Annotated in this window: 8 protein-coding genes; 6 read left to right on the forward strand and 2 right to left on the reverse strand. The window is 40.1% G+C overall.

Going from position 1 to position 13,775, the window contains the following annotated elements:
- Positions 1 to 9 precede the first annotated feature (9 nt).
- Positions 10 to 1,452 carry a phospholipase D-like domain-containing protein gene (locus H6G32_RS08660; RefSeq protein ID WP_190457143.1) on the forward strand — a complete coding sequence of 481 codons (1,443 nt, stop codon included), beginning with the start codon at positions 10 to 12 and terminating at the stop codon, positions 1,450 to 1,452.
- Positions 1,453 to 1,464: 12 nt separating this feature from the next.
- Here H6G32_RS08660 and H6G32_RS08665 read toward each other — a convergent pair whose 3' ends face one another.
- On the reverse strand, positions 1,465 to 1,932 hold the full coding sequence (locus H6G32_RS08665) for a hypothetical protein (RefSeq protein WP_190457144.1): 468 nt from the start codon (positions 1,930 to 1,932) through the stop codon (positions 1,465 to 1,467).
- A 188-nt stretch (positions 1,933 to 2,120) separates the two neighbouring features.
- Here H6G32_RS08665 and H6G32_RS08670 point away from each other — a divergent pair, with 188 nt between their 5' ends.
- Positions 2,121 to 2,363, forward strand: a complete 243-nt coding sequence (locus tag H6G32_RS08670; protein WP_190457146.1) for a hypothetical protein — start codon at positions 2,121 to 2,123, stop codon at positions 2,361 to 2,363.
- Positions 2,364 to 2,604: 241 nt separating this feature from the next.
- Entirely contained in the window at positions 2,605 to 3,900 is a 1,296-nt protein-coding gene (locus tag H6G32_RS08675; protein WP_190457149.1) for an RNA-guided endonuclease InsQ/TnpB family protein, read from the forward strand.
- Between the two features lie 5 nt (positions 3,901 to 3,905).
- Here the strand turns inward: H6G32_RS08675 and H6G32_RS08680 are convergent, their stop codons facing one another.
- Entirely contained in the window at positions 3,906 to 7,682 is a 3,777-nt protein-coding gene (locus H6G32_RS08680; RefSeq protein ID WP_190457150.1) for a caspase family protein, read from the reverse strand.
- A gap of 956 nt (positions 7,683 to 8,638) precedes the next feature.
- On the opposite strand from H6G32_RS08680, the gene H6G32_RS08685 reads away from it, so the two are divergent.
- From H6G32_RS08685 to H6G32_RS08695, 3 genes are all read left to right on the forward strand, one after another.
- Positions 8,639 to 9,457, forward strand: a complete 819-nt coding sequence (locus H6G32_RS08685; RefSeq protein ID WP_190457152.1) for a helix-turn-helix domain-containing protein — start codon at positions 8,639 to 8,641, stop codon at positions 9,455 to 9,457.
- A gap of 1,319 nt (positions 9,458 to 10,776) precedes the next feature.
- Positions 10,777 to 11,877 carry a 3-deoxy-7-phosphoheptulonate synthase gene (gene aroF, locus H6G32_RS08690; protein ID WP_190457154.1) on the forward strand — a complete coding sequence of 367 codons (1,101 nt, stop codon included), beginning with the start codon at positions 10,777 to 10,779 and terminating at the stop codon, positions 11,875 to 11,877.
- A 195-nt stretch (positions 11,878 to 12,072) separates the two neighbouring features.
- On the forward strand, positions 12,073 to 13,770 hold the full coding sequence (locus tag H6G32_RS08695; RefSeq protein ID WP_190457156.1) for an HAL/PAL/TAL family ammonia-lyase: 1,698 nt from the start codon (positions 12,073 to 12,075) through the stop codon (positions 13,768 to 13,770).
- The last annotated feature ends 5 nt before the right edge of the window (positions 13,771 to 13,775 follow it).

Below are 13,775 nucleotides of genomic sequence, written 5' to 3' on the forward strand. Positions count from 1 at the left end.
CAGAAAATAATGACTGATTTAGCTGTGGATTTTGAAAATAAAATTAGAAAGTATCACTCACTGTCTGAAGCCGTAGTGATTGATTACAAAAAAATTGGCTATCCCTTTTATATAGTGAGCCTAGATTTAACTTATTTATCTAATAGAGACTTAGAGTTACAGGAGGAATTTGTTCTTAAATGTATTATTAATAGTTTAACTGATAAATCCAATATAGCTAGTTTTTTAGGAGTTGATGACCATTTTGTAGAAAAGGTACTATCGGGTCTGATCTCAAAAGGTATTGTGATCAAAGAAGAAAATTTAAAAGTGACTGATTTAGGATTAAAAACTCTGGAAAAGCAGATTGTTTTAGATACAGTTTCAGAAACAAAAACTTTTTATATAGATGCTTTAAATAAAAAATTATATGATAGCTTTAAATTCAAACAGGTAGATAAGAATGATGCTAATTGCTTAAAGGGAGATTTTCCTAGACCAAGAAAGAGTCATTTAGCAGATGTCATTGATTACTATGAAGAAATTGAATCGGCTTTAGGGACACCAGGTAGTCAAAATCGAGTTGAACTCATACAAGTTAATCATATCGAGAAAGTTTATACACAGTGGCATGAGGTTATTCTTGTTTTTTATAAAAATAATCCAGATGACAATGAAGTAGGATATGAAACTTTTTCTAGAGAAAATATTCAGGTGGAATATAGAAAAACTATAGAAAAACTTTATGCCGAAGGTAAAAAAGTACTAAATAACATTCTTAGATTTGATATTAGTAATGATGAAGAAAAAGCAGAACTGGCAAATTTAAATAATCAGGTTGTTGGAAGCATTCGACACAATGATATTGAAAGTGTTGAAAGACTCAGCACAAAAATTAATGCTCTAAATCAAACAGACTCTTTTAGTAATAATCAAACTCAGTCAATAAACGAGCAAAGAAAAACTTTAGCTAGAGAATTAAATGAAATAAAAACTCAAAGTAAAATATCAGAAATAATTCATACTTCAGAACATCGTAAGTTTTTATTTAAAGCTTTGAAAGAAGCTAAAAATAGGGTAATGATTATTTCACCGTGGATACGCAGCAATGTAATTGATTATGATTTCTTAGCCAAGTTAAAGGATGTATTAAATAAAGAATGCCAAGTTTACATTTTGTATGGTATCAAGCAAAGAAGTGGTGGGGGTCAACAAAATGATCCGGCGGCTATAAGACAACTAGAAACTTTAGCTTCTGATTATAAAAATTTTCAATTTAAAAAAGTTAAAAATACCCACCGTAAGATTATGGTGTGTGATGACAAATTTGGAGTTGTAACCAGTTTTAATTTTTTATCTTTTAAAGCCGACCCCAGTCTCACCTATAGGGATGAGGTGGGTGTCGTCTTGAGAGATAAAGAAACGATTGAAAGCCTGTTTCAAAGTGGGCTTTCTCTTATTGGAGAAAAGTGATGTTTTAACCACTCAACCACCAACTTGACTACTTTGTTGTTGAGGGAAGGGTTGTTGAGGGAAGGTGAGAGTCCAATTTTGTGTATCATTAAGATAGAAATAAAAGCCTTGGAGAATCAGCCGCAGGGCGATGCGAGTTCTGATGTAGTCCCTCACTAAATGGGTTCCTGGTTCAGCAAAGATGTCATCAAAGTTTTGCTTGTAGCCAAAAGGCCGGGAACAGTCGCTACCAAAACCTTTGACCGATAAGACAAAAAATGGAGTTTGTTTATATTCGTCGGGAACCATAAAGATTCCATATACTTGATGTTCACCAAGCCAGGGTTGAACAACAACTTTAGTGGCTTGGACTTGAAATTTTGGGGTTTTGGATTTGAGAAAAGCTTCTGAGTTGCAATCAGAATCATTTACAGGCCACCAGAGTGTAATAATCAGCAGCGAGAGCAGCAGAATTAATGTATAAGTACGTAGGTGACGCATAAAATCAACCCCTGGGGGGAATTCAAAATTCAAAATTAAAATTATAGATGCGCGGAGATAAGACACCGCCCAGTTTAAAGTTAGATGAGATGCGATCTCATTTTTGTGGCTGTCAACACCGATTTGGGCGAATCTCTGTTGGCGATGAATTCTATAATTGCCATAGTCTAAGCTACTAACTAGAAACTATGGCTTCTGGGATTTATGCGGTGGCTAACATCGGTCGTTTTCAAATCTTTGTTGGTGATGCCAGTAATATTGAAACAGCATGGCCCCCACTAATGGCAATGCTCAACAGTGGCACATATCCCCACGGAGCATTGCAAGAAGAATGGAACAAACAAGGTGAACAGCGCCGCTTCACATTTCATACTCGCAAAGAAATTGCAGGCAATCAAGGGATTATTGGCATTGAGCAGCTAGAAAGCTAATTTACCTGAAACAGCAAGAAGGCTCACACTGAACCTTTACTCAGGTCAGTGTTGAGATGAATTGCCCGTGAGGTGTTAGCGAAGCGGGGCGTACTCGCCCGGAGTGTAGTCTGACCATATTTGAGCGTAGCGAAAACCGGAAAGACTACGACGACCAGACGAACAAAATATTTTGTCTTGGATAACACACCTATCAAAATACCTGTTATCATGAATATGTAAACACGGTAAGGTCGATACCATGTATAGAGCGATTAAAGTTAGAATTTATCCAACTGACGAGCAAGAGTCTTATCTATCTCAATGTTTCGGTAACACTCGATGGTTGTGGAATTATATGCTTAATGCCACGACTACCGCTTATAAAGAAACAGGAAAAGGACTTTCTAAAGCAGCTATGGATAAGTTGCTTCCAGGGTTAAAAAAAGAATATGAATGGTTAGGGCTTGCCTACAGTCAAGTATTGCAACGAGTAACATTCAACCTTTCTAGCGCGTTTGTTAATTTCTTTGAGGGACGTGCTAAATTCCCTAACTTTAAATCTAAACATGGTTTGCAATCAATTCAGTATCCCCAAAACGTAAAACTAATACCACAGGACTCTGTTGTTAAGTTTCCCGGTAGTTTGGGATTAATGAAAACTGTGTTTCACTCATATCTACCTGATGCAAAATTCACTACTGTAACAATATCCAAAAATGCAGACGGTAGATACTACGCTTCTATTCTTTTTAATCAAGCTGATAATCCAGTAGTGGCAATTAGAGATGCTATTGGAGTTGACTTAGGATTAAATAATTTTGCTATAACTTCAGAAGGCTCAAAATATGACCTACCCAAAAAACAATTAGCAAAGTTAGAAAAGAATAGAAAACGCCAGCAGAAAAAGTTAGCTAAGAAGACAGATAAAACTTCTAACAACCGTCGTAAAGCAAAACGCTTAGTTGCCAAAGTCTCTAGCAAAATAGCTAGAGTTAGAGAGGATTTTCTGCACAAGCTATCTCGCAAAATAGCATACGAAAACCAAGTTATTTGTGTAGAAGATTTGGCAATTAAAAATATGGTGAAGAACCCTAACTTAGCAAAAGCTATCAGTGACCAGGGATGGGGGATGTTTCAGACCATGCTCAAATACAAAGCCGAGAAATTTGGTCATACCTATATTGAAATAGGTCGTTTCTTTCCATCTTCTCAACTTTGTAGCGAGACTCTACTACCAATCCCAATGCTGCAAAAAGGTTATGATTCATTGGGTGTAAGATTTGTAGACTGCCCTCACTGCCAGAAACAGCATGATAGAGACATCAACGCTGCAATAAATATTAGAAATGAAGGATGGCGAATTTTGGTGAGCCAGTACGGTCTTGGGGTCTCCCCAAGTGAAGTAACTGGCGAACTCGTAAGAGAGTTAGGAACTAGCTCTTCTGCCCTTGGAGGGGATGTAAGACCAAAGTCTTCGGGACGTAAAAAATCTACGAAGGTCGAGGCAATCCCTGTTGAATTGGGAAGCCTACACTCTACCGAAAGGTCAGTGTAGGTAGTTCACATCAAATGTATAGCGTGACTGGTTTTGTTGGGATTTTGGGGTTGTGGTTGGGGCGATCGCCTCCAGATAATTAAGCCAGCAACTATTATAATCAACAAGGCAATCACCTTAATCACTGCACCATTCACCCCAGGAGCATTTTGCCCTTCTTGATTTGTGGTATCTAATGGAGTCCTTTGGGAATAGGGAATCGCCTCCGGTGGTTGAGGCGAATTTATGGCCCACGGCGAGGGAAGTGCCTCTTGTGTTAGTTTGAGCGGGGGATTCACCAGTGGTTGGATTGCCTTTGCTAGGGCAGTTAACCCTAGTTGATGAGTAAAATAGGTAAAGTGATCGCAAGCCGCATCTGGTAATAAAATTTTGGGGCGCGGCTGCCTCTGGTTACTTAAACTTTTAATACTGGCTAGAGTTACAGCCATATCGTTAGGTTGTTGGAAAACAGTTAAATCTACAGCTTTACCCAACAGCTTCTGCACCAATCGCTGTATTAAACTGGATTGCAAATCTGGCTGTATTTCCACCGCTGCTCTAACTAGCGATTTGTTACCTGCAATAATGGTATAAGGAACAGAAGGATCGTTATTGTTAGCGATCGCTTTGATAAAATCAGAGTCTGGCTGCATTTGCTCTAGAGAGGATTCCTTCGCTTCCAGAAACTCTAGTAAATCAGCCACAATTTTCCGATTCCAAGCAACTGCTGAAAGTTGATTCAACCCTATACCCAAGGCTGTCAATACCCAATCTTGCACCACTGGTGAAGAAAAACCAGCGTTGGGTGTACCTAACATCACCAAATGCTGCACAACTTGATTTCCACCTTCTTGCTCAATAAACCATCGAGACACCAAGCCACCCAGAGAATGGGCCACAATATGCAACTCTTTACCGTGGTTGGCTCCCAAACCTACTGCTTCCAATCTTTGCCCTAAAAGTCTTGCATTCTCCTCAATAGTAGTCTGGGTATTCTCATAATCAAATATCAGCACCAAATCATAAATTTCTTTCATTGGCAACTGTTGTTCCTTTGCCTCAACAATGGTTTGATTGACACTGGGAATCATACTTGTACTGTCGCTAATAATTCCATGAATTAACAAGATAATTCGCCCAGCTTGAGCAACCTGTGCTTTAACGTTTTCTTGATTTTTTTCGTAGGTTATTAGATCATTTTCCCCAAGGTTGGCTACAGCTAAAATTGGGTATTCAAATGGCATTCCTCGTTTTTGATTGGTAATTTTTGCCAAAAATATCCAAATTGAACCCTGTAAACTAAGACTACTAACTATTGGTTTAGATAACCTTTCTATTGTCACCTTAGTTTTACCATGCTTCGTCCTCTTGCCATTTCCTAAGGGTAAAAAAAACTCACCATCATAAGCAAATGCTAAAAGATATTCATCATCTGTTAAGGCTGGATCAATTAGCAAGTTTAAAGGCATTTCTGGTGTGACAACTGTGTAGTTTTCTACGCCACTTAACTCTAAAATATTCAAGCCAGGATCACTACCTCTACTAGGAGTAAATTGCCAGAATTCATTAACCCTAGGTTGTTGCCGCAGGATAGCAGGTAAAATCAGATTTCCTAAAATCTTACTTGCTTGTGATACGCTAGTTAGATTAACTTTAGCTTGCAAACTTGGATGGGGTTGCACCTCGACAACGCCATGTTGTAATAATGTGCTGTGATCAGATTGAATTGATTGAGCCTCCTGTGGTCGCACGATAGTAATCGTGACTTGCTTCGTAAGCCAATCATCATAGTTACCTCTACATCTGACAGCTTCACGGCTATTAACCCCTACCATTAAACAGTCAAGGCTTCCTAATTTATCTCCAGAATATAAATTTAGTTTTGATGGATTTATGCCATCTTGCTCAAGCAAACTCGCATCAAATTCTGTAGTGCTGACAATCAGCTTAAATACATTTTTGTATTCAGTTCTGCCCTGTTGCCAATAAATATCTGGAACGATAAAGCCGATATGATCAAAACTAGTGACTTCCTCTTTAGCCGCTAGTCTAATGCTACTTTTAGCATCAAAAAATGGTACATCTACAGTGTAACTTTCTGAAAGATCCAATACATTACAGTAGAGAGCCTTATGACTGTGATTTGTTAATTTAATTTGGATGATGGGGAATTGCCAAGCATCATTTTCATAACTGTACTCAACCCGTACCTCTGAAAATGCTCTATCTGGTGCAGTCTCTTGATTTCCCGATAAGATAACAATCTCCATCTCCACATCATCTGGTTTAATGTCACTTGTCGCGGGGTTGGCGAATTGGATAATATTGTGCCAACGAGCGATATGTTCTAAACGTCGGCTCACCAAAGTGGCATTTTCCAGTGTGTAAGCTGCTGGATTCGGGTATCCTGGAATTGGATCAACTAGCGATCGCTCATCTGCCGGTTGTGTAATCCAATATTGCCCGTCACGTGCTAACAAATGGCAATCTGCATCTGAAGCTTTGTCTATTTGACTCACAAACAAGGAAGGCTGAGGCGTTTGCAGTGCTTCCTGGGCCAATTCTACACCTGTAGCATCACCCTTGATATAAACTTTCAAAGACGGTAATGCTAGGTTAGTTACTAGGGCCCAATAGCTTTTAGTTATCGATAAGCTTTCCTCACCAATCACAATTTCTACCAGACTTTTTTGTGGTAATACTTGGGTAACTCGCCCTTCACCTACAGCCGCTGAGAGTTGGTGTAACTCTTCCCTAGTAGTTCCCACAGCAAAGAAAGCTAATAAAGTATCTCTACTGTTAGCCAGTTGAGGAATACCGTGGAGATTACCGCCGTCAATTACCCAGCTTTGATCATTCTGACTGTAGTTTAAGGTGAAGTACTCAGGACGTCTGCTAATTGCACCAGCCAAGAAAGGTTGATTTAATGCTTCGGGATCATTTGCTGTCACTTGCGGCGATTGATCCTTCATTTTACTATTAACCAGGGTATGAATATTTCTGGCTATATCAAGATATGTAATACTACCATTTGTGCTATTTAAAGCTTGTAACAGAAAGTAAGAAAATGCACCTCTAAATTCACCATCTTTTGTTTTGTATTCCTTTGCCAACTCATAGTCTCTACAAGCAGAAAACATAATATGCCGACCTTGAGGCACTACTATACCATTCCTCTGCTGTTTTCCGTCGCTAGTTACAGTTAAGAATTCATCTAACGCTGTTTTGTCATCAGCAAAAATAAAGCTGCTTAAAGAACGTTCCCGCCAGTCTATTGGAGAACGACGCACGGTATTTTCTGGTGATAAATCCCTAGTTCCAAAACCGGAGTGACAGCAGTCTAAAATGCTCAAAATATGGGGGTTATTTTGTGCCACTTTCGAGATTAGGTAGGCTAATTCCTTATCTGCTAAGTCTCGACTATCTTCTGTACGGCTGTCATAGCAAACTAAAGTTTTATCTAATCGGTCTGGTTCTAAATGCCAAAATTCCTCTGGTGTCTTCTCTTCGGCACCATGACCTGCATAATAAAAGAAGACTATATCATTACTGTCAGCATTACACAGGTGCTGCTGAAAGCCGTTGATAATTCCTTGACGGGTGGCTTCCTGATTTGTCAGTATCCACGGTTGATTACTGGGTTCAATCAGTTGCCAGTCGCTATCTTTAGTGATTCGCTCCCGAAGATAAGCTGCCATTTCCCTAATGTCGTTAATGCAACCATTTAAAGTCTGTACTGGGGGAATTGATGCAGGATCATATTCGTCAATACCAACTAGTAGCGCGTAAATTTTCTTAGCCATAGTGACCCTGCTTGCTCAAACTTTTTTGACTGTTGCCAATGGATATTTTTATGAAAAAATAGTTTAAAAATTAGTAATTTTTAAACTGCTAATTTGCTTTTTAATACTTAAATAGTATAGCAGCATTGTCACCCTTAATAGTTTTCAAGCAAGAGCATATTAATTCAACGTTTAAAACAATCACTTCCTCCTATTTACATACACTATAGTCCTTGACAATAACTGGAAAACAAAAAAGACTGATAAATTCTGGTACTGAAAAAAATTGCTATAGTAATTTTACATTTGTAATTGGCGATCGCCAAGTTACCAAGTAATTTCAGTCCGATGGTATGTCAACTCTCGCTTTTGCCAAATTTTTTTGGCACACCTGAAAAATATTAGTGCTGTTTGAAATGAACTAAAGAAGTTAAACATCACAGCTAGCAATCGGCTTCAGAGCAAACAAATTGGTTATCCTACCCTTAACTCCCAACCAGTTATATGAGAGTGAGGTTCCCATTGCAACGGTAGTACCTTCCAGGCAATATATCTACCCTAAGAGGTAAGTACATATTACGAGCAAGATGGTACAATTTGCGATTGTTACCCCACTATCTATCACTGCTACGACGAACGCAACTGTCACATTCACTGGACATCCATTAGGCTACGCTATCGAGCTTTTACCCCAGTGGGTCACCAGTTTGGAAATACCACAGGTAACAGCCTGAATTTCCGGAACTCTCTGGTTATGACAGATATGTCAGTCCAAATAAAGAAATTACTCACCAGTCTGACCTGCTGATTTAGTACAAGTGCTCTGATTGCGAGAAATGTGATAAAAATTCACCATTTTGCATAAAAGTGGTGAAACTTAATGAGTAAATATATGGAGCTTTCGCCAGTAGCACTTTTTTACCTTAAACCTTAATTTATTAAGGGCTTCTCAACCAACTGGTTTTAGATGGCAGACTGTGAAAAAAATATTAGTCATAGAAGGTACAGAAGAAACCAGAAACCTTTTCCTCAAAGCTATTAGGCTTCAAGGTTTCAGCACTATAGGTGCTAAAAACGGTCTGATTGGTCTCCAGAAAGCAAAGGAATATTTACCAGATTTGATTATCTGCGAGATTGTGCTGCCGGAACTGGATGGTTACTCTATCCTCACGGAGCTACGCCAAAACTCTTCCACAGCGATTATCCCCTTAATTTTTGTCACCGTGAAAAATACTCGGTCTGACATACGCAAAGGAATTGAACTAGGGGCAGATGACTATCTCACTAAGCCCTGTACATTAGAGGAATTACTCAGGGCGATCGCTACCTGTTTGGAAAAACGAGCCACCCTCCAACAGTGGTACGGAGCAAAGTCTCAGTCAGATATAGAGCCACTACCGACTGACACTGACACCACCATAGGACAGGCTATTTGTCACTCGATGTTTCCATCCGATCCCCAGTTAATCAAGGTCTTCCAGAAGGTCTTCCATTTTATTGAAGCCAATTATCACCAACCGATTACCCTCAGCGAAGTCGCCCAAGAAGTCGCTTACAACCCTGCTTACCTCACTAACCTTGTGCGACGCCAAACGGGAAAAACTTTGCAAGGGTGGATTATTGAGCGCCGCATGGCAGCAGCACGCTCCTTACTGCTTTTGACATCAGACAGAGTAGAGGATATTGCTGCTCAAATAGGTTATCAAAATGTGGTTCATTTTTTCCGCCAGTTTCGCCAACATCATGGGACAACTCCCCAAGCCTGGAGAAAGGCCCAGCTAGATCAGGAAAAATAAGATAAGAACATCAGAAACAATCTTAATTTTGTTACATTTGTTACAAAAAACATCTAATTTTCTTGATTAAAGAAACTTTTAATTATTCTAAAGAAAATACAATTTATATCCAGTCTGAAAGCCACAATTCCTATGTGAGGAGGCTTTCAAAAATCACGGTATTTTTTTATCTAGAGAAATAGCAGCATCAATAGAATTGTTAGTTAGATCTAACAAATTGTTTATTGTTTTTTTTACTGCGGTGCAATACTATGTATTTAGTCTAGAGATAAAAAACTAGAAAAACAAATCCTGTAACTACTATCCTTTACCTAATTTAATTAGTAGATTTCAAGCAGTTACACCTATGGATTCGTGAACAAACCAAGCACTTTTTCTGCTCAGATTGCCAGCTTTTGACTGAGAAAGTAAAATTACCACAATAGTTATCCTTCGATGAAGTTGCAAGCTGTATCAAGTATCTCCACTATACGCTTGCCGAAATATGTGTTCTTCTGGATCTATCAATAGTAGCAATTTCCTTGTTTAACAGAGCTATTGAGGAAGTTTAGCTGTTTGTATTGCCACAATATGCCTAGAGTGACATGATTTTCCAAAATCTTCTCAAAAACGCATAATTTGATGTTGCTTAAACCTAATAAAAACATAGAACCAACATCTCAGAAACTTGAAATGCCATTCAGGGCATAGAGTAGAGGTTAAGATTTTTATGGCATACAAACGGATAAATTCTATGAAATAGAAGAGTTGACCTCAATTTTTAGTTCGCAGGTAAGAGATAGAAAACCTTGGCATAATAAGCATTTTGAGACAGATATCCGGTGGTTAGCTATCTACCGTAGCTCACATTGCCAGAAAATGCCAGCTTTAAATTATTTTCTATTTCTTGCATAAAACTAGAAAATACTACAGACTAATAATGAGGAGCCAATGAAGGAACCTCCTCATCCAGACCTACCGAAAAAATTACTTACATCTGAAGCAATCAGCCTTAGATGTTTAGCATTTCCAGCAAAAAAATGCTGGTTGTAAAGATTTCCAGTCATCAAGGATGCAAATGACTAAACCTCAGAATGTAAAACGTTTAGCACAGAAGCTTTAGCTGTACAAATCAAAGGTAAATTATTCAGCACAACTATTGGTTAGCACTAACCCAAGTTAGCCCAAAGTAGAGTTATAAACAACAAAAAAAACTCACTTGCTTGCATAAAACCTAAAAAGCTGACTGAGTATTATCTAGAAGTGAATCAAACAAGCCAGATGAATATGGCTTACCAATAAACACTGTATTTCGCAACATATCAGGAGTATTTGAACCAATGATTATTATCATGAATCCCTCCACCCCCTCTGCCGAAATTGAGCGTTTAAGTGCAGAAATGTGCCGTCCTAATATCACACCAGAAGTCTGCACAGGTCAGCACAAAATAGTAATTGGTTTAGTAGGCGATACCTCAGAAATTGATCCTTGCCAAATTCAAAATCTCAGCCCATTTATTGAGAAAGTTATCCGTGTAAAACAGCCATTCAAACGCGCTTCTTTAGAATTTCGTTATGGAGAACATAGTCAGATAGTTGTACAAACTCCCAATGGGCCTGTAACCTTTGGACAGAACCATCCCATAGTTATAGCTGCTGGACCTTGCGCTGTTGAAAACGAAGAAATGATTGTAGAGACAGCCCATCTAGTAAAAGCAGCAGGTGCACAGTTTCTTCGTGGGGGAGCATACAAACCCCGTACTTCCCCTTATGCGTTCCAAGGTCACGGTGAGAGTGCCTTAGGCTTGTTAGCGAAAGCTCGCGAAGCTACTGGTTTAGGAGTTATCACAGAAATCATGGATGCAGCCGACTTAGAGAAGATTGTCGAAGTCGCAGACGTGATCCAAATTGGTGCCCGCAATATGCAGAATTTCTCCCTACTTAAAAAAGTAGGCGCTACTGGTAAGGCAGTACTGCTGAAGCGGGGACTGTCAGCCACAATTGAAGATTGGTTGATGTCAGCTGAGTACATTCTGGCAGCAGGTAATCCCAATGTGATTTTGTGCGAGCGGGGAATTCGCACATTTGACCGACAATATACACGGAATACTCTTGATATATCTGCGATCCCTGTCTTGCGAACTCTGACTCACTTGCCGATTATGATTGATCCCAGCCATGCCACTGGTAAATCAGAGTTTGTACAACCTATGGCAATGGCATCTATTGCAGCTGGTGCAGATTCCCTAATGATAGAAGTTCACCCCAACCCAGCGAAAGCACTCTCAGATGGACCTCAGTCCCTGACACCGGAAAAATTTGAGAAATTAATGCAAGAGATGGCTCCTCTAGGTCAATTCTTTGGTCGTTGGTCTAAAAACAATAGCGCAGCAGCAACACCAAAATTTGCTGGACGAATTCCCGCCACCGCAAATGTCTAAACTGATGGCAGTTTCTACTCTGTGGAATCTGTCAACAAATTTAATCTTTAGCTGCATAAAACCCTGGCATATCCCCAATAGGTTCACAACGGCATAAACCAGGGTCAGCTTATTTCACAGTTTCCTAGCTGGAACAGCCAACAAATATCTAATCAGTCAATTATCTGTGCAATCTAGGTAAAAAGTAAAAATTCTATGAACACAACATCTCTCAACAAGAACGAAACTTCCAATTTTTCGGCAACTTTTCTGGGTAATTCGGCTAAAACCTTATCTGTGGGGAACCACGACCTGACAATAGACGAGGTCGTTAGCGTAGCACGTCATGGCGCCAAGGTACAATTAAGCGATAATCAAGATGTTTTGCAAGGAGTGCAGGCATCATGTGACTACATTAAAAATGCTGTGGAATCTGGTCAGCCAATTTACGGCGTGACAAGTGGCTTTGGCGGCATGGCGAATGTCGTAATTTCCCCTGAATCTGCGGAGCTGCTTCAGAACAACCTGATTTGGTATCACAAGACAGGGGCAGGACAAAGATTACCCATAGCTGATATCCGCGCTGCCATGCTTTTGCGTGCTAACTCCCACTTGTATGGTGCATCTGGTATCCGCCTAGAAATCATCCGCCGCATGGAGATATTCTTGAATGCTGGCGTCACACCCCATGTATATGAATTTGGCTCCATAGGTGCAAGTGGGGATTTGGTGCCATTGTCCTACATTACTGGGGCACTGGTTGGTTTAGATCGCTGCTATACCGTTGACTTTAAGGGCGAAGAGATTGATGCACCAACAGCACTTAAGCGGTTGGGTTTAGAGCCATTGCAACTACTTCCTAAAGAAGGGTTGGCGATGATGAATGGCACATCAGTGATGACAGGTATCGCTGCCAATTGCGTCTACGACACTAAAGTCTTATTAGCTCTGGCAATGGGTGCACATGCCTTAGCTATCCAAGGTTTGAATGGGACTAATCAATCATTTCACCCATTTATCCATAAACTCAAACCACATTCAGGGCAAAAATGGGCTGCCAGCCAAATGCTAAACCTACTAGCAGGTTCACGGTTAGTGCGTGAAGAGTTAGATGGTTCTCACGACTATAGAGGTGAACATCCCATTCAAGATCGTTATTCACTGCGCTGCCTGCCACAATATATGGGCCCCATTGTTGATGGGATTGAGCAGATTAAAAAACAAATGGAGGTGGAAATCAACTCTGTCACGGACAACCCGCTGATCGATGTTGAGAACCAGGCTAGTTATCATGGTGGTAATTTCTTAGGACAATATATCGGTGTAGGAATGGATCAGCTGCGTTACTACATTGGGTTATTGGCTAAACATTTGGATGTGCAAATAGCCTACCTTGTAGCGCCGGAATTTAACAATGGATTGCCAGCATCTTTAGTGGGTAACCCCGAACGTAGTGTCAACATGGGTTTAAAGGGTCTGCAAATAGCTGGCAACTCGATCATGCCGCTGTTGACCTTTTATGGTAATTCCATAGCCGACAGATTTCCTACCCACGCGGAACAATTTAACCAAAATATCAACAGCCAAGGTTTTGCTTCTGCAAATTTAGCCCGGCGCTCAGTAGATATCTTCCAACAATATATGGCCATCTCCCTGATGTTTGCAGTGCAGGCGGTTGATTTACGCACCCACCTGGTTGCCGACCATTATGATGCCCGTGCTTGTCTGTCGCCCGCCACAAGAGATTTATATATGGCAGTGCGTAACGTAGTTGGACAACAACCCTCCGCTGACCGACCTTATATCTGGAACGACCACGAACAAGCATTAGACTTACACATTACCCTGATTGCAGATGATATTGCATCTGGAGGGCAGATTGTCGCGGCAGTTAACAATCTTTTGTCTGAGTAGTGTTG

It is taken from the genome of Cylindrospermum sp. FACHB-282, from assembly GCF_014697195.1.
In the GTDB taxonomy this organism is placed as follows: Bacteria; Cyanobacteriota; Cyanobacteriia; order Cyanobacteriales; family Nostocaceae; genus Cylindrospermum.